Origin of the sequence: Cellulomonas sp. Y8, from assembly GCF_008033115.1 — a bacterium.
Taxonomy (GTDB): domain Bacteria; phylum Actinomycetota; class Actinomycetes; order Actinomycetales; family Cellulomonadaceae; genus Cellulomonas.
In genome coordinates this window covers 1,992,418-2,009,270 of record NZ_CP041203.1, presented here as the reverse complement: position 1 = coordinate 2,009,270, position 16,853 = coordinate 1,992,418, and the positions used below count along the sequence as shown (strand labels likewise).

General features: G+C 77.8%; 15 protein-coding genes. 14 read left to right on the top strand and 1 reads right to left on the bottom strand.

Annotated features, from left to right (window positions below; genetic code table 11):
- Positions 1-40 precede the first annotated feature (40 nt).
- Both FKM96_RS09100 and FKM96_RS09095 read left to right on the top strand, forming a co-directional pair.
- Complete coding sequence (locus FKM96_RS09100; RefSeq protein WP_147794957.1) at positions 41-1,522, top strand: gluconokinase; 1,482 nt, start codon at positions 41-43, stop codon at positions 1,520-1,522.
- Positions 1,523-1,525: 3 nt separating this feature from the next.
- Positions 1,526-2,089, top strand: a complete 564-nt coding sequence (locus tag FKM96_RS09095) for a putative glycolipid-binding domain-containing protein (RefSeq protein WP_147794956.1) — start codon at positions 1,526-1,528, stop codon at positions 2,087-2,089.
- A gap of 18 nt (positions 2,090-2,107) precedes the next feature.
- On the opposite strand, the gene FKM96_RS09090 is transcribed toward FKM96_RS09095, so the two are convergent.
- Positions 2,108-2,533 (bottom strand): pyridoxamine 5'-phosphate oxidase family protein, encoded by a 426-nt coding sequence (locus tag FKM96_RS09090; protein WP_147794955.1) that lies wholly within the window; start codon positions 2,531-2,533, stop codon positions 2,108-2,110.
- Between the two features lie 149 nt (positions 2,534-2,682).
- Between FKM96_RS09090 and FKM96_RS09085 the strand changes: the two genes are divergently transcribed.
- From FKM96_RS09085 to FKM96_RS09030, 12 genes are all read left to right on the top strand, one after another.
- Positions 2,683-3,249: a pyridoxamine 5'-phosphate oxidase family protein gene (locus FKM96_RS09085; protein ID WP_168216930.1), complete on the top strand. Its 567-nt coding sequence runs from the start codon at positions 2,683-2,685 to the stop codon at positions 3,247-3,249.
- Positions 3,250-3,299: 50 nt separating this feature from the next.
- A complete protein-coding gene (locus tag FKM96_RS09080; RefSeq protein WP_147794953.1) occupies positions 3,300-3,860 on the top strand; it encodes a dienelactone hydrolase family protein in 561 nt (186 codons plus the stop codon).
- Positions 3,861-3,893: 33 nt separating this feature from the next.
- Entirely contained in the window at positions 3,894-4,820 is a 927-nt protein-coding gene (locus tag FKM96_RS09075) for a pseudouridine synthase (RefSeq protein WP_147794952.1), read from the top strand.
- A gap of 92 nt (positions 4,821-4,912) precedes the next feature.
- Positions 4,913-7,504, top strand: a complete 2,592-nt coding sequence (gene nirB / locus FKM96_RS09070) for a nitrite reductase large subunit NirB (RefSeq protein ID WP_147794951.1) — start codon at positions 4,913-4,915, stop codon at positions 7,502-7,504.
- Entirely contained in the window at positions 7,501-7,854 is a 354-nt protein-coding gene (gene nirD / locus FKM96_RS09065; protein WP_147794950.1) for a nitrite reductase small subunit NirD, read from the top strand. The genes nirB and nirD overlap by 4 nt, the downstream gene beginning before the upstream one ends.
- Positions 7,851-9,158: a uroporphyrinogen-III C-methyltransferase gene (gene cobA / locus FKM96_RS09060; RefSeq protein ID WP_147794949.1), complete on the top strand. Its 1,308-nt coding sequence runs from the start codon at positions 7,851-7,853 to the stop codon at positions 9,156-9,158. Before nirD ends, cobA begins: the two co-directional genes overlap by 4 nt.
- Positions 9,155-9,865 carry a sirohydrochlorin chelatase gene (locus FKM96_RS09055; protein ID WP_246855279.1) on the top strand — a complete coding sequence of 237 codons (711 nt, stop codon included), beginning with the start codon at positions 9,155-9,157 and terminating at the stop codon, positions 9,863-9,865. Before cobA ends, FKM96_RS09055 begins: the two co-directional genes overlap by 4 nt.
- Positions 9,866-9,921: 56 nt before the next feature.
- Positions 9,922-10,746 (top strand): metalloregulator ArsR/SmtB family transcription factor, encoded by an 825-nt coding sequence (locus FKM96_RS09050; RefSeq protein ID WP_147794948.1) that lies wholly within the window; start codon positions 9,922-9,924, stop codon positions 10,744-10,746.
- A gap of 14 nt (positions 10,747-10,760) precedes the next feature.
- Positions 10,761-11,909 (top strand): hypothetical protein, encoded by a 1,149-nt coding sequence (locus FKM96_RS09045; RefSeq protein WP_246855278.1) that lies wholly within the window; start codon positions 10,761-10,763, stop codon positions 11,907-11,909.
- Positions 11,906-14,683, top strand: a complete 2,778-nt coding sequence (locus FKM96_RS09040; protein ID WP_246855277.1) for a multicopper oxidase domain-containing protein — start codon at positions 11,906-11,908, stop codon at positions 14,681-14,683. The genes FKM96_RS09045 and FKM96_RS09040 overlap by 4 nt, the downstream gene beginning before the upstream one ends.
- A complete protein-coding gene (locus tag FKM96_RS09035; RefSeq protein WP_147794947.1) occupies positions 14,680-15,048 on the top strand; it encodes a DUF3817 domain-containing protein in 369 nt (122 codons plus the stop codon). Before FKM96_RS09040 ends, FKM96_RS09035 begins: the two co-directional genes overlap by 4 nt.
- A 124-nt stretch (positions 15,049-15,172) precedes the next feature.
- On the top strand, positions 15,173-16,819 hold the full coding sequence (locus FKM96_RS09030) for an ABC-F family ATP-binding cassette domain-containing protein (RefSeq protein ID WP_147794946.1): 1,647 nt from the start codon (positions 15,173-15,175) through the stop codon (positions 16,817-16,819).
- Positions 16,820-16,853 lie beyond the last annotated feature (34 nt).

Below are 16,853 nucleotides of genomic sequence, written 5' to 3'. Positions count from 1 at the left end.
GGTCGAGGGGACCCGCGCCGCCGACGACGAGGACACCCCGATGGCCCGGACCACTGACGACGTCGCCCTCGAGGACGCGCTCGACCCGCTCGTGGTCGCGATGGACATCGGCTCCACCGCGACCCGTGGCGGCGTGCACGACGCGACCGGCCGCCCGGTGCACGGCCTGCAGCACAAGGTGCCGCACGCGTTCACCGTCGCGCCGGACGGCACCTCGGTCATCGACCCGGACCAGGTCACCGCCGAGGTCGAGCAGGTCCTCGACGCGGTGACGGGGGACCGCCGGCTCGGCACCCGGGTCGCCGGCGTCGCGCTCGACACGTTCGCCGCGACGCTCGTCGGCGTGGACGCCGCGGGACGGCCGCTGACGCCGTGCCTGACCTACGCCGACTCCCGCAGCGCCGCCGCGGTCGCGGAGCTGCGTGCGGAGCTGGACGAGCACGCGGTGCAGCAGCGCACCGGGACCCGGGTCCACACGAGCTACCACGCGCCCCGGCTGCGCTGGCTCGCGACCGCCGACCCGCGGGTCGCCGCGGCGGCGGCCGCGTGGTGGTCGCTGGGCGAGTACGTGTACGCGCGGCTCGTGGGCGAGCCGCTGGCGGGGACGTCGACCGTGGCGTGGACCGGCCTGCTCGACCGGCGCACGGGTGCCCTGGACGCCGAGCTGCTGGCCGCGGTCGGCACCGACCCCGACCGGTTCTCCCCGCCGCGGGACACGGCCGACCCCGCGACGCCCACCGCCCCGGCCCGCTGGCCCGCGCTCGCCCGCGCCGCCTGGTTCCCGGTGATCACCGACGGCTACGCCAGCAACGTCGGCTCCGGCGCGACGGACGCGACGGTGGTGACCGCGTCGACGGCGACCTCCGGCGCGCTCCGGGTCCTGGTCGACGGGCCGGCGGACCCGCTGCCGTTCGGGCTGTGGAACTACCGCGTCGAGGCGGGACGGACGCTGCTCGGCGGGGCGATCAACGACGTCGGACGGGCCGTGAGCTGGGCGCAGGCGACCCTGCGGCTGAGCGAGGACCTCGCGCCGGTGCTCGCCGCCGCGCCCGCGGACGGGACGCCGCTCGTGCTGCCGTACCTCACGGGCGAGCGCGCGCCGGGCTGGGCCGGCGGGGCCCGCGCCGCGTTCACGGGCGTCTCGGCGGCGACGACCCCCGACGTCCTGTACCGCGGGATCGTCGAGGGCGTCGCGCTCACGTACGCCCGGGTCGCCGACGAGCTGCACCCGGCGGCGCCCGACGTGGTCGAGGTCGCCGCCTCCGGGCGGGTCAGCGGCGAGCAGCCGGGGTGGTTGCAGGTCCTCGCGGACGTGCTCGGCCGGCCGGTCACCCACGTGACGCGGAAGCGGGCGACGCAGCGCGGGACGGCGCTGCTCGCGCTGGGCGTCCTCGCGCCCGACGTCGAGCGGGCGCCGCGCGCCACCGGCGCGACGTACGAGCCGCGCCCGGAGCACGCCGACCACTACGGCGAGCGCGCAGCGCGGTTCGGGGCGGCGTACGACGCGCTGGTCGGGGGCTGAGCCGTGCCGGCGGCGTTCGCGGCGCTCCCGACGTGGGCCGCGTGGCGGTTCGTCGACGCGGTCGACGGCTTCGAGGTCGTCCACCCGACGCCGGGGCGGCTGCGCGGGCACACGTCCGCGCTCGAGGACGGCCGGACGTATGCGGTCCGGTACGAGATCGCGCTCGACGACGGCTGGCGGACCCGCGAGGCGCGGGTGTGGTCCGACACCGTCGACGGTCCGCGGTCGACGGTGGTCCGGTCGGACGGCGACGGCACCTGGACGGTCGACGACGCCCCGGCGCCGCACCTCGACGGGCTGGCGGACGTCGACCTGGAGGCGTCGGCCTGCACGAACACGCTCCCGGTGCACCGCCTGGACCTGCCCGTGGGCGAGGTCGTCGCCGCGCCGGCGGTCTACGTCCGGGCGCGAGACCTGGCGGTCGTCCGGCTCGAGCAGACCTACTGCCGCCGGCCGGACGGGCGGTTCGACTACACGTCGCAGGGCGGCGCGTTCCGCGCGGTCCTCACCTACGACGACGCAGGGCTCGTCCTCGACTACCCGGGCATCGCGGTCCGGGCCGGCTGAGCGGACGCACGACGGCGGTCAGTACACGAGCCGTCGGACGTCGTCCGGGTGCAGCACCAGCCGGACCTGGTCGTCTCGGAGCACGCCCGCCAGGTCCTCCTGCCGGGCCGGGTCGTCCAGGTCCCAGTACCGGTGCGCCAGCCGCTCGGCCAGCTCGTGCGCGCCGTCCTCCTCGATCGTGACCCGGCCGGCGATCGCGACCCAGTGCTCGCGCTCGGCGACCGGGGCGGCGACGACGAGGGAGGCCCGTGGGTCGCGGCGCAGACGCCTGACCTTGAGCGCGTCCGCCTCGCTGAACAGCTGGACGGTGCCCTCGTCGGTGACCTCGAACCACACGGGCCGTGGCTGCGGCGGCGTGGGTCCGGCGGCGACGGTGAGGAACCCGTGCAGCGGGCGGCGCAGCAGGTCGAGGTCCTCGGGGGTCAGGGTGGCGTCGGTGCTCATCACGGCCTCTCGGGGTCGGCGGCGGTCGGCGGCGTCGTCCGCCTCCATCCCACCGGGGGTGCGCGCGTGCCGCAACCGGCGCGACCGCCGTGACCTGCGCGCGCGCCCGCGACGCGCGATGCTGGCACCCCCCGACCCGGAGGAGCGCCGTGGACCCCGCCGCCGACCTGCCGCCCGTGCTGCACCCGGTCTGGGACGCCCTCGGCGCCGCGACCACCCGGCGCACGGCGTTCACGCTCGCCGGCCTGGCCACCGTGTCCGGGGACGGCGCCCCGCAGGTCCGCTCGGTGATCCTGCGCTCCTGGGACGGGGCGCGCGGCGTGCTCGGGTTCGCGACCGACGAGCGGTCCGCCAAGGTGCGCGAGCTCCGCGCCGACCCGCGCGTCGCGCTCGTGCTGTGGGACGACGAGGCCCAGGTGCAGGTGCGCCTCGCGGGGAGGGCGGCCGTCGTGGCCGACCCGGCGGAGCGGCGGCGCCGGTGGGAGGGCCTGGGCCCGGGCACGCGCCGCGGGTACGCGACGACGACGGCCCCGGGCTCGGCCGTCGACGGCCGCGTCGGGCAGGACGACGACGAGGCCGCGTGGTTCGCCCGGTTCGCCTGGGTCGAGGTCGTCGTCGACCGCGTCGACCGGCTCGACCTGGCGGCCGACCCGCACGACCGGATGGTGGCCGACCGCGGGGCGGGCGGCTGGCGCGCCCGGCGCGTCGCTCCGTGACGCGCCGTGGACCCCTGTCGGTCGGACCGGCGCCCGCGTAGCCTCGCCGCATGGCCGACGTCGTCCTCTTCCACCACTCCGGCGGCCTGACGGCCGGGGTCCGCGCGTTCGCGGACCTCCTGCGCGAGCGCGGGCACACGGTGCACACGCCCGACCTGTTCGAGGGGCGGACGTACTCCGACGTGGCCGAGGGCGTCGCGTTCGTGGAGTCCGTCGGCGAGGACGTGTTCGCCCGCCGCGCCGCCGAGGCCGTCGCCGGGCTGCCCGCCGAGGTCGTCTACGGCGGGATGTCGTTCGGCGCCGCCCGTGCGGGCGAGCAGGCGCTCGCCCGGCCCGGCACGCGCGGCGCGTTCTTCCTGTACGGCGCCGTGGCCCCGTCGTGGTGGGACGCGACCTGGCCCGACGCGGTCCCCGCGCAGGCGCACGTCGCCGAGGGCGACCCGTGGCGCGAGCCCGAGGCGGAGGACGAGCTGGTCGGGTTCGGCGGCGAGCTCTTCGTCTACCCGTGCGCCGGCCACCTGTTCGCCGAGGTCGGGCACCCGGACCACGACCCGGCCTGCGCGGAGCTCGCGACGGAGCGGGTGCTGACGTTCCTGGACGGCCTGGACTGAGGGCCCGCGGGGCGCGGCTCGTACCATCGGCCGGTGCCCCCTCGCTCCCCGCTGCCGCCGCGCCACGGCCTGGCCGCCGCGTGGCTGCGCACCCCGGACCGGGACCGCGCGCGGCCCGTGCACTGGACCACGATGGGCGCCTGGCTCCGCGACCGGCTCCCCGAGCAGGTCGACGTGGCGGCGATGCTCGCGGACGGCCGGTTCGTCGACGAGGACGGCCGCCCGGTGCGCGCGGACGACGCGTACGGGCCGCACCGGTTCGTCTGGTTCCACCGCGACCTCCGCGACGAGCCCGAGGTGCCCGGCGCGATCCACGTCGTGCACCGGGACGAGCGCCTGGTGGTCGTCGACAAGCCGCCGTTCCTGTCCTCGATCCCGCGGGGCCGGCACGTGCTGCAGAGCGTGGTCGTCCGGCTGCGCGCCGAGCTCGGGCTGCCGGAGCTGTCGCCGCTGCACCGGCTGGACCGGGTGACGTCGGGGCTGCTGATGCTCGCGACCGAGCAGCGGTGGCGCGGCGCGTACCAGACGGTGTTCGAGCGCCGGGAGGTGCGCAAGACCTACCGGGCGCTGGCGCCGGTGCGGGCCGACCTGGAGCTGCCCGTGGACGTGCGGAACCACATCCGCAAGGAGCGTGGGACCTGGCAGGCGGAGGTGGTGCCGGGCGCGCCGGTGAACGCGGAGACCCGCGTGGAGCTGGAGTCGACGCGCCCCGACGGCCTCGGCGTCTACCGGCTCGGCCCGCGCACCGGGCAGACGCACCAGCTCCGGCTGCACCTGCTCGGGCTCGGCATCCCCATCGTCGGGGACCCGCTGTACCCGGTGGTGCAGGACGTCCCGGTCGACGACTTCGGCACGCCGCTGCAGCTGCTCGCGGCGGAGATCGGGTTCACCGACCCGGTCGACGGGGCGGAGCGGCGGTTCGCGAGCGTCCGGCGGCTCCCGCTGGTGCCGGAGGCCTGAGAACCGCCTCGCGAGCCCCTGACCTGCGCGAAGACCGGGACCTGGGCCGTTCGGCCCAATAGACACGGCTCTGTCCGTCGAAAACTTGCCGCATGCACAGCGAGGGGACGGCCCGCACGGGTCCGGGACGTGTGGTGGTCGTGGGCGGCGGGATGGTCGCGCACCGGTTCGCGGAGCAGCTCGCCGCGCGGACCGACGCCGGGGAGTGGCACCTCACGGTGATCGGCGAGGAGCCGCACCTGCCGTACGACCGGGTGCACCTGTCGGAGGTGTTCGCCGGCCGGGCCGACGCGGACCTGGCGCTCGCGCCGGAGGTGTGGGCGGACCCGCGGGTCGACCTGGTGACGGGTGACCCCGTGGTCGCGCTGGACCTGGCCGCGCAGACCGTGACCACCCGCACCGGACGGGTCGAGCCGTACGACGCGCTCGTGCTGGCCACCGGGTCCCGGGCCTGGGTGCCGCGCACCGAGGGCGTCGACCTGCCGGGCGTGCTCTGCTACCGGACGCTCGGCGACGTCACCGACCTGCGCACCTGGGTGGCCGACCGGGCCGCCGCGCTGGGCCGCCCGCTGCGGGGTGCCGTGGTCGGCGGCGGCGTGCTCGGGCTGGAGGCCGCCGCGGCGCTGCAGACGCTGGACGTCGCGCCGACGGTCGTCGAGTTCGCCGACCGGCTGATGGCCGTGCAGCTCGACGCGGGCGGCGGCGAGGCGCTGCGCGTCCTGGTGACGGACCTCGGGATGGACGTGCGGACCTCCGCCGCCGCGACCCGGGTGGTCGCGGGGGAGGACGGCCGGGTCGCGGGTCTGGAGCTGTCCACCGGCGAGACGGTGCCCGCCGACGTGGTCGTCTACTCGACCGGGATCCGGCCCCGGGACGGCCTGGCCCGGGCCGCCGGGCTGGTGGTCGCCGAGCGCGGCGGCGTCGTGGTCGGGCCCGCCTGCCGCACCTCCGACCCGGCGGTGTGGGCGATCGGCGAGTGCGCGTCGTACGAGGGCGAGTGCGCGGGCCTGGTGGCGCCCGGCAACGCGATGGCCGACGTCGTCGTCGACCAGCTGTGCGGCGGCGTCAAGGGCTACAGCAAGGCCGCGGACGGGACGAAGCTCAAGGGGGTCGGGGTCGACGCGGCCAGCTTCGGCGACGTGCTCGCGCTCGCGCCGGGCGCGCTCGAGGTGACGTTCGCCGACCCGGTCGCGAAGACGTACCGCAAGCTCGTCGTCTCCGACGACGCCCGGGTGCTGCTCGGAGGCGTCTTCGTCGGCGACATCGAGCTGTACTCCGCGCTGCGCCCGATGCTGGGCCGCCCGCTCGGCGCGGACCCGTCCGCGTTCCTCGCCCCGCAGGGCGGCGGCGCCCCGGTGCAGACCGACGTGCCGGACGACGTGGTGCTGTGCTCCTGCTCCAACGTCTCGGCCGGGACCGTCCGGGCCGCGGTCACCGAGCACGGCTGCACCAGCGTCGCCGAGGTGAAGACCTGCACCCGCGCCGGCACCGTCTGCGGCTCCTGCGTCCCCCTGCTGACCACGGTCGTGAACCGCACGCTGGAGAAGGCCGGCATCGCGGTGTCCTCGGCGATGTGCGAGCACTTCGCGATGTCCCGCGCCGAGCTCTACGCGCTGGTCCGGGCCGAGGGGCTGCGCACGTTCACCGAGGTGGTGGCGGCGCACGGCACCGGCCGGGGCTGCGCGGTCTGCCGCCCGGTGGTCGCGTCGATCCTGTCCTCGCTCGGCATCGGCCACGTGCTGCAGCCGGACCAGGCCCCGCTGCAGGACACCAACGACCACCTGCTCGCGAACCTGCAGAAGGACGGCACGTACTCGGTCGTCCCCCGGATGCCCGGCGGCGAGGTCACGCCCGAGCGGCTGCTCGTGCTCGCGGAGGTCGCCCGCGACTTCGGCCTGTTCACCCGGGTCACCGGCGCGCAGCGGATCGCGATGTTCGGCGCCCGCCAGGACCAGCTGCCGGCGATCTGGCGGCGGCTGGTCGACGCCGGGTTCGAGTCCGGGCAGGCCTACGGCAAGTCGCTGCGCGCCGTGAAGACCTGCGTCGGCCAGGCGTGGTGCCGGTTCGGCGTGCAGGACTCCGCGAGCATGGCGGTGCGCCTGGAGCTCCGGTACCGGGGCCTGCGGTCGCCGCACAAGTTCAAGGTGGGCGTCTCCGGCTGCGCCCGCGAGTGCGCCGAGGCGCGCGGCAAGGACGTCGGCGTCATCGCGACCGAGAAGGGCTGGAACGTCTACGTCGGCGGCAACGGCGGGTTCACGCCGCGGCACGCCGACCTGCTGGCCGAGGACCTGGACGACGACCGGCTGGTCCAGGTGGTCGACCGGTTCCTGGCCCTCTACGTCCGGAGCGCGGACCGGCTGCAGCGCACGGCGCCGTGGGTCGCGGCCTACCCGGGCGGGCTCGAGGAGCTGCGCCGCGTGGTGGTCGAGGACTCGCTCGGCATCGGCGCGGAGCTCGACGCGGAGGTCGAGCGGCACGTGTCGGGCTACGTCGACGAGTGGCGCGCGACCCTCGACGACCCGGAGAAGCTGCGCCGGTTCACCCCGTACCTGAACGACCCCGACGCCGCCGACCCCGACCTGGCCTACGTGCCGCAGCGGGGCCAGGCGCGCCCGGCCCGACCCGGCGAGCACGGCCACCACGACCTGCGCGTCGCCCGCACCCTCGAGGAGGCCCCGCTGTGACCAGCGACGTCGTGGCGGACGAGGTCCGCGTCTGCCGGCTGAACGACCTGCTGCCCGAGCGCGGCTCCGGCGCGTTGGTCGGCGAGCACCGGATCGCGGTGTTCCGGCTCGCCGACGACCGGGTGCTGGCCGTGCAGCAGCGCGACCCGTACTCCGGGGCCAATGTGCTCAGCCGCGGCATCGTCGGCGACGTCGGCGGCGCGCCCACGGTCACGTCGCCGATGTTCAAGCAGGTCTGGGACCTGGCGACGGGCGCCTGCCTGGACCCGGTCGGCAAGGAGCCGGTGGACCTGCGCACCTACCCGGTGCGGCTGGTCGGCGACGAGGTGCGCGTGGCGGTGACCCCGTGAGCCTGCTGCTGGGCCTGGACCTGACCGACCGCGCGGTGCTCGTGGCCGGCGGCGGGCCGGTGGCGGCGCGCCGGGCCCGGGCCGCGGTCGACGCCGGCGCCGAGGTGCGGGTCGTCGCGCCCGACGTGGTGGACGACCTGGTGGCGCTCGCGGTCCAGGGCGCCGCGACCGTGCACCGGCGGCCCGTGGCCGAGGCCGACGTCGCGGGGGTGTGGCTGGTGCACGCGTGCACGGGCGACGCCGTCGTGGACGGCGCGCTCGCCCGGTGGGCCGAGGAGCGGCGCGTGTTCTGCGTCGTCGCGTCGGACGCCGACCGCGGCACCGCGCGCACCCCGGCGACGGTCACGGCGGCCGGCGTGCACGTGGGGGTGCTGTCGGCGGGGCGGCCCGACCCGGCGCGGGCGGCGGCGGTCCGGGACCACGTGGCGGCCGAGCTGCTGCGCGGCCGCGCGGACCTGCGCCCGTCCCGGCCGACGTCCGGCGGGCCGGACCTGCTGCTGCCGGGCGAGGTCGCCCTGGTCGGCGGCGGCACCGGCGACCCGGCGCTGATGACGGTCCGGTCCCGGACGCTGCTGGCGCAGGCCGACGTGGTGGTCACCGACCGGCTCGGCCCGACGGCCGTGCTCGCCGACCTGCGGGACGACGTCGAGGTGATCGCGGTGGGCAAGGCGCCCGGCGTGCACCAGGTCGCGCAGGACGAGATCAACGCGGTGCTCGTGGCGCAGGCCCGCCTCGGCCGCCGGGTCGTCCGGCTCAAGGGCGGGGACCCGTTCCTGTTCGGCCGCGGCGGCGAGGAGGTGCTGGCGTGCCGCGCCGCGGGCGTGCCGGTGCGGGTGGTGCCCGGGGTGACCTCGGCGGTCGCGGCGGCGGAGGCGGCCGGGATCCCCGTGACCCACCGCGGCACGGCGGACCGGGTGCACGTCGTGAACGGGCACGGCGCGCTCACGGAGGTCGACCTCGCAGCGCTGCGGGCGCCGGGCGTCACCGCGGTGGTGCTGATGGGGATGGCGGGCCTGGGCCGGTTGACGGCGCAGGCGCTGGACGCCGGGGTCGACCCGGAGACGCCGGTGGCCGTGGTGCACGCCGCGACGCTCCCCGGCGAGCGGGTGGTGCGCGGACCGCTCTGGGAGGTGGCGGCCCGGTGCGCCGAGCAGGGGGTCGGTTCCCCCGCGGTGGTCGTCGTCGGCGAGGTGGCGCGGGAGGGGTTCCTCGAGCCGGGCCACCCCGGGGTCGCGCGGGCGGTGCCGGGACGGCGGCCGTCCGCGGCGACCGCGCCGGCCGCGCCCGGGCTGGTGCCGGCGTGAGCGCGGCGCCGGTGCTGGTCGCCTGCGCGCACGGGACGCGGAGCGCCGCGGGGCGCGCGGTGGTGCGGGCGCTAGTCGAGGACGTGCGCCGGCTGCGGCCGGGGCTGGACGTGCGCGAGGCGTTCGTCGACGTGCAGGAGCCCGCGGTGGGGGACGTGGTGGGCGAGGCGGCGGGGGCCGCCGGGACGCCGGCCGGGCAGGACGGCGTGCCCGCAGCCGTCGTCACGCCGCTGCTGCTGTCCACCGGCGTGCACGTCCGGCACGACATCGGTGCGGCGGTCGCGGACCGGCCCGCGGTGGCCGCCGAGCCGCTCGGGCCGGACGACCGGCTGGCGGGGGTCCTGGTCGACCGTCTGGTCGAGGCGGGCGCGACGGTGGACGACGCCGTGGTGCTCGCGGCCGCGGGCTCGAGCGACCCGGCGGCGGTGGTCGCCGTCGGGGCGGTGCTGGACGCGCTGCGGGCCCGGTGGCCCGGGCCGGTGACGGTGGGCTACGGCGCCGCGGCGCGGCCGGACGTCGCCACGGCGGTCGCGGACGCCCGGGCCACGGGCGCCCGGCGCGTGGTGGTCGCGGCGTACCTGCTGGCGCCCGGGCACTTCCACGGCGCGCTCGCGGCGGCGGGCGCGGACGTCGTGACGGCGCCGCTCGCGCCGCACCCGGACCTGGCCCGGATCGTGCTCGACCGGTACGACGCGGCGCTGCGCTGACGGCCGTGGCGATCGCGGGGGCCCGCGGGGCGGCAGGAGGGGAGCAGGATGGCCGGGTGACCGTCGACGCCGCGACCCGGCACCGGGCCCTGTCCTCCCCGAGCCGCACGGCGATCCTCGCCGTGCTCCGGGCCGAGGGTGCGGCCCTGGCGGTCGAGCGGGTCGCCGAGCGGGTCGGGCTGCACGTGAACACCACCCGGGAGCACCTGGAGGTCCTGGTCGCCGCGGGCCTGGCGTCCCGGACCGCCGAGGCGCGCGCGACCCGGGGCCGGCCGCGGACCCTGTACGCCGCGCGCGGACCGGCGGCGCCGGACGGGGAGCCGTGGCTGCGCGACCAGCTGAGCCGGGTGCTGCTGTCCGGGTACGGGCGGCCGATCGCCGAGCCCGGCGCGGAGGCCGAGCGGACGGCGGAGGGGCTGGCGGCCGAGCTGGTCGCCCTCGGGCCGACCCCGCACGCCGACCGCGGAGCGGCCACCGACCCCGCCGACCCCGCCTCGCCCGTCGTCGTCGCCCCGCCGGCCGAGCCCGCCTCGCCCGCCCCGCCCGCCGACCCCGTCGGGCCGACCGACCCCGCGGACGCGCGCGACCGGCAGCTCGCCGCGCTGCACGAGCACTTCGCCCGCCTGGGCTTCGACCCCGAGCTCCGCGGCGCCGAGGTGCGGCTGCGGCGGTGCCCGGTGCTGGACCTGGCGCACGAGCGCACCGACGTCGTCTGCGGTGTCCACCTCGGGCTGGCCCGCGGCGTGCTCGCGCGGGTCGGGGGGCCGGTGCGGGCGGCGGGCATCGTGCCGTTCGCGGGGCCCGGCTACTGCGTGCTGCGGCTCGGGGAGGCCGAGCCCGCACCGGGACCTACGTCCGAGGCCGCACCCCTCCCGGGATAAATACGCTCCATTCCGTGAATAAGCCTCCGCGCGTCGGCCTGCGGCTCACGGTCCTCGTGCCGGCCGGCGTGGCGGTGCTCGCGGGCCTGGACGGCGCGCTGCTGCTGCTCGGCCTGCCGGCGCCGGTGCGGTCCGCCCGGCTGGAGCAGGTGCACGGACCGCTGATGGTGCTCGGCTTCGTCGGCACCGTGGTCGCGCTGGAGCGGGCCGTGGCCGTCGGCGGCCGCCGGGCCCTGCTCGCTCCCGCCTGTCTCGCGGCGGGCGCGCTGCTGCTGCTCAGCCCGGCGCCGGTCGTCGCCGGCGCGGTCGCACTGCTCGGAGGGACCGTCGGGCTGTGCGCGATCTACGCCGTGGTGTGGCGGCGGCAGCCGTCGACCGCGCTGGCGGTGCAGGCGCTCGGGGCCGGGCTCGCGGTCGTCGCCGCCGGGCTGTGGGCGCGCGGCGTCGCGGTGCCGCACCTGGCGCCGGCGCTCGCCGGGTTCCTGGTCCTGACCGTCGCCGGCGAGCGTCTCGAGCTCGGCCGGGTCGGCGGCCTGCCGCGTCGGGCGGAGGACGCGGTGCTGGGCTGCGCGGTCGCCTGGTGGGTCGCCGCCGTCGCCGGGCTGCTCTGGCCGGGGCCGGCCCACGTGGCGCTGGGCGCCGTGCTGCTCGTCCTGGTCGCGGTCCTCGTGCGGCACGACGTCGCGCGCCGGACGGTCCGGGGCGCCCGCCTGCCGCGGTTCATGGCGGTCGCGATGCTCGGCGGGTACGCGTGGCTCGCGGTCGCCGGCGCGATCTGGCTCGCCGCCGGGCGGGTGCTCTCCGGGCCGGCGTACGACGCGGTGCTGCACGCGGTGTTCCTCGGCTTCGTGGTGTCGATGCTGATGGCGCACGCCCCGGTGGTGCTGCCGGCCGTGGTGCGGCGGCCGCTGCCGTACCGGCCGGTGATGTACGCACCGCTGGTGCTCCTGCACGTCACGCTCGCGCTGCGGCTGCTGGTGGGCGACGCGCACGGGCAGGCGTGGGCCGTCCGGGCCGGTGGCGTCGGGAACGTGGTGGCGCTGCTGTCGTTCCTGGCGCTCGCGGCCGGGAGCGTGCTCCTCGGCCCGGCGACGCGGGAGCGCGCCGCCGGGCCGGCCCCTGCGGCTGCGAACGTCGCGACGCCCGCGGGGGCGGCGTCGTGAGGCGCGCGGACTGGCACCTGCGCGCGCACGTCCTCGTGCTCGCGTGGGGCGTCGCCGCGGCCGTGGTCGCGCTCGCGCACCGCTGGGCGCCCGCGTCCGGCTGGCTGATGGTGCACCTGCTGCTGCTCGGCGCGGCGAGCACCGCGATCCTCGTCTGGAGCCAGCACTTCGCCGACACCCTGATCCGCCGGGCGGCACCCCGGCGGGCGCTGCTGGTCCGGCTGGCCGTGCACACCGCCGGGTCGCTGCTCGTCGTGGCGGGCGTGGTCGGGCGGTGGACCCCCGTCGTCGTGCTCGGCGGGACGCTGGTCGCCGGTGTCGCCGCGGACCAGGCGGTGCGGATCGCCCGGCAGGGCCGCGGCGGGCTGCCGACGCGGTTCGGCCACCTCGCGCGGTACTACGTCGCGGCCGGCGCGCTGCTCGTGCCCGGCGTCGCGTGCGGGGTGCTGATGGCGCGGTTCCCGGTCGGCCCGGAGCTGCACGGCCGGCTCGCCGTCGCGCACGTGGCGCTGTCCGTGCTCGGCTGGATCGGCGTCACGGTGGCGGGCACGCTCGTCGTGCTGTGGCCGACCGTGCTGCACGTCCGGATCGACGACCCCGCGGAGCGCGCCGCCCGGCGGACGCTGCCGGTGCTGGTGGCCGGGGTGGTCGTGCTCGCCGCGGGGGCGCTCGCGGGCGTGCCCGCCGCCGCCGGGCTCGGCGCCGCGGTCGTGGTCGCCGGGATCGCGCTGCTCGCGGTGCCGCTCGCGCGCCTGGTGCGCGGGGCGCGGGCCGGGACGTTCGCGGTGCTGTCGCTCGCCGCCGCGGTGGCGTGGTGGGCCGGGGCCGCGGCGGTGCTCGGGGTCCGGGTCGTCGTCGCGCCGTCGTGGGAGGCGGCCGCGGCCGGGGTGTCGGCGCTGACGCCCGCGCTGGTGGTGGGGTTCGCCGCGCAGGTGCTGGTCGGCTCGCTCTCGCAGCTGCTGCCGGTGGTGCTCGGCGGCGGGCCCGCGGTGTCGAAGGAGACGTCGGCGCTGCTGAACCGCGGCGCGGAGACGCGGTTCGTGCTGCTCAACGGCGCGCTCGCGCTGTTCCTCGCGCCCGCACCGAGCCTGGTCCGCGTCGGGGTGTCGGTCGTCGGCCTGGGCGCGCTGGTGGCGTTCCTGGTGCTCGCGGCGCGGGCGGTGCTCACCGCCCGCCGGCTCCGCGCCGACTCGGGTCGGGGCGCGGTGCCGCTGCCCGCACCGGCCCGCCGCGACGCCGCGGGCGGCCCGGCCGACCCGGTCGCGGGGGCGCGCCGCCGGGGTGCCGCGGGCGTGGCGGTGGCGGGGCTGCTCGGTGTCGTCGTGCTCGGTGTCGGGCTCGACCCGGCCGCGGCGGGGCTCACCTCCGGTGCCGCCGCCGCAGCGGCGGACGGGGCGCCCGTCGCCGCCACCGGCCGCACCACGACCGTCGAGGTGGAGGCGCAGGACATGCGGTTCGTGCCCGACACGGTCGAGGTGCCCGCGGGCGACCGCCTGGTGATCCGGGTGACCAACGCCGACGCCGCGGTGCACGACCTGGTGCTCGCGAACGGCGCCACCTCCGGGCGGCTCGGCCCGGGCGAGTCGGCGGACGTCGACGCGGGCGTGGTCGGGGCCGACCTGGACGGGTGGTGCTCGGTCGCCGGGCACCGGCTGATGGGGATGACGCTGGACGTGGTGGTCACCGGCGGGGCCGGGGCGGCGGAGCAGGCCGACGGCGGCGCCGGCGCGCCGGACCACACCGCGATGGGCCACGGCGGGACGCCGACGGGCGACGGCGCGCCGTCGGCGGCCGAGGACGTGGACCTGTCGGGCACCGCGGGCACCGCGGCCGGCGCCCGCGACGCCGTGCTGCCGCCCCTCGCGGAGTCCGGCCCGACGACCCGCCGCGTCACGCTGCGCGTGCAGGAGCGGGAGCAGGAGGTCGCGCCGGGCGTCGTCCAGACGGTGTGGACGTTCGGCGGCACCGCGCCCGGGCCGGTGCTGCACGGCCGGGTCGGCGACACCTTCGTCGTCACGCTCGAGAACGACGGCAGCATCGGGCACTCGGTGGACTTCCACGCCGGCTCGCTCGCGCCCGACGACGTCATGCGCACCATCGCGCCCGGCGAGACGCTGACGTACACGTTCACCGCGACCCGGTCGGGCATCTGGATGTACCACTGCTCGACGATGCCGATGAGCCTGCACATCGCGAACGGCATGGTCGGCGCCGTCGTGATCGAGCCCGCGGGGGCTGCCCGAGGTCGACCGGCAGTACGTGCTGGTGCAGTCCGAGCTGTACCTCGGGCCGCAGGGCGGGACCGACGAGCAGAAGCTCCTCGACGGCGCCGCGGACCTGGTCGTGTTCAACGGGGTCGCCGACCAGTACCGGCACGACCCGCTGCCGGCGGCCGTCGGCGAGCGGGTGCGGGTCTGGGTCCTCGACACCGGCCCGTCCCGGGCGAGTGCGTTCCACGTCGTCGGCGGGCAGTTCGACTCCGTGTTCCGGGAGGGCGACTACACGCTGCGGGACGGCGGCAGCACCGGGACCGGCGGCGCGCAGGTGCTGGCGCTGCAGCCCGCGGAGGGCGGCTTCGTGGAGCTCACGTTCCCCGAGGCGGGGCACTACCCGTTCGTCTCGCACGTCATGACCGACGCCGAGCGCGGGGCCCGCGGGGTGTTCGAGGTGGCGGCGGCGCCCTGACCGGGGCCCGCCGGCTGTCGCGGGGCGCGCGCCGGGTTACCGTCGTGCGGTCCGCCTCGACGATCCGCCGCAGGAGCACCGCCGCATGAAGCGAGTCACCCACCCGGACGCCCAGGCGTTCCGGATCGCCGCGTTCCTCGAGGCCGCGACCTGGGCCGGGCTGCTCGTCGGCATGGTCCTCAAGTACGTGACGAAGACGACCGAGGTCGGCGTCCAGGTGTTCGGGCAGGCCCACGGCCTGGTGTTCCTGGCCTACGCGGCGCTGACCGTGGTCGCCGGGATCCGGCTGCGCTGGGGCTGGTGGCCGACGCTGGTGGCGCTCGCGGCCTCGGTGCCGCCGATGTTCACGCTGCTCGCCGAGCGCTGGCTGCACCGGACGGGCCGGCTGGAGGCGCCCGCGGAGCGCACGCCCGCGGAGCGCACGCCCGCGGAGCGCACGCCCGCGGAGCGCTGACGCCCGGTCCCCACCCGGTTGTCGCGCTGCCCGCCGATCGATCGGGTGGTGACGCGGCGATCGACAGGGCTCTGGCGCGCGGAAAGCGCGTGAGCCCGCCTGGCCGAGGCCCGACAATGGACCCATGAGCGCGACCGTGCAGGCCAAGGGCGTGGGGGCCGCGTTCGGCGACCGCGAGCTGTTCTCCGGCGTCGACCTGGTGGTGGCGCCGGGTGACGTCGTCGGTCTCGTCGGGCCCAACGGCGCGGGGAAGTCCACCCTGCTGCGGATCCTCGCGGGAAGCCGCGCGCCCGACGACGGCGCGGTCGCGGTGTCCCCGCCGACGGCGCAGCTCGGCTACCTCGCGCAGGAGATCGAGCGCCGCGCGGACGAGTCGGTGCGGGCGCACCTGGAGCGGCGCACCGGCGTCGGCCCCGCGCAGGCGGCGATGGACGCGGCGGCCGAGCGGCTGGGCGCGGGCGAGCCCGGCGCGGACGACGAGTTCGCCGAGGCGCTGGAGCGCTGGATGGGCCTCGGCGGCGCGGACCTGGAGGCCCGCACGGGCTCGGTGCTCGCGGACCTCGGCCTCGACGTGGACCCGGAGCTGCCCATGACCGCCCTGTCCGGCGGCCAGGCGGCGCGCGTCGGCCTGGCGGCCCTGCTGCTGTCCCGGTACGACCTGTACCTGCTGGACGAGCCGACCAACGACCTCGACCTGGAGGGGCTGGCGCTGCTGGAGGACTTCGTCGACCGGTCGACCGCGCCGGTCGTCGTCGTCAGCCACGACCGGGAGTTCCTCAGCCGCACGGTCACGTCGGTCGTCGAGATCGACCGCAGCCTGCAGCGGGTGGCCGTGTACGGCGGCTCGTACGACGCGTACCTGGAGGAGCGGTCGACGGCGCGGCGCCAGGCCCGCGAGGCCTACGAGGACTACGCCGCCCGCCGGGACGCGCTGTCCGCCCGCGCCCGGATGCAGCGCGCGTGGATGGACAAGGGCGTGAAGAACGCCCGGCGCAAGGCCTCCGACAACGACAAGATCGGCCGGAAGTTCCGGGCGGACGCCTCGGAGAAGCAGGCGGCGAAGGCCCGGCAGACCGAGCGGCTGATGGAGCGGCTGGAGGTGGTCGCGGAGCCGCGCAAGGAGTGGCAGCTCCAGATGAGCATCGCCGCCGCGCCCCGGTCCGGCGCCGTGGTCGCGGCGGCGCGGGCGGCGGTCGTCCACCGGGGCGGGTTCACGCTCGGCCCGGTCGACGTGCAGCTGGACTGGCAGGACCGGGTGGCCGTCACCGGACCGAACGGCGCCGGCAAGACGACGCTGCTCGCGCTGCTGCTCGGCCGGCTCGCCCCCGACGAGGGCCGGGTCGACCTCGGCTCGGGCGTGCTGGTGGGCGAGGTCGACCAGGCGCGCGCCGCGTTCGAGGGCGAGGCCCCGCTCGCCGACGCGTTCTCCCGGGAGGTCCCGGACTGGACGACCGCCGACGTGCGGACGCTGCTCGCCAAGTTCGGCCTCGGCGGCCACCACGTCCACCGGCCCGCGGCGTCGCTGTCGCCGGGGGAGCGGACCCGCGCGGCCCTCGCGCTGCTGCAGGCGCGCGGGGTCAACCTGCTGGTCCTCGACGAGCCGACCAACCACCTCGACCTCCCGGCGATCGAGCAGCTGGAGCAGGCGCTCGAGTCGTTCGACGGCACCGTGCTGCTGGTGACCCACGACCGCCGGATGCTCGACAGCGTCCGGCTGACGCGACGGTGGCACGTCGAGGACGGGCGGGTCACGGAGGTCACGGCGGACTGACCGGCCGCCGGTCCGGGCCGGCGCGGGTGCCGGC

Bases quoted from the DNA above. Each gene is read 5' to 3' on its own strand.
- FKM96_RS09100 (WP_147794957.1), top strand. From the start codon at position 41: ATGGCCCGGACCACTGACGACGTCGCCCTCGAGGACGCGCTCGACCCG.
- FKM96_RS09035 (WP_147794947.1), top strand. From the start codon at position 14,680: ATGAAGCGAGTCACCCACCCGGACGCCCAGGCGTTCCGGATCGCCGCG.
- FKM96_RS09030 (WP_147794946.1), top strand. From the start codon at position 15,173: ATGAGCGCGACCGTGCAGGCCAAGGGCGTGGGGGCCGCGTTCGGCGAC.
- nirB (WP_147794951.1), top strand. From the start codon at position 4,913: ATGCACAGCGAGGGGACGGCCCGCACGGGTCCGGGACGTGTGGTGGTC.
- FKM96_RS09080 (WP_147794953.1), top strand. From the start codon at position 3,300: ATGGCCGACGTCGTCCTCTTCCACCACTCCGGCGGCCTGACGGCCGGG.
- FKM96_RS09090 (WP_147794955.1), bottom strand. From the start codon at position 2,533: ATGAGCACCGACGCCACCCTGACCCCCGAGGACCTCGACCTGCTGCGC.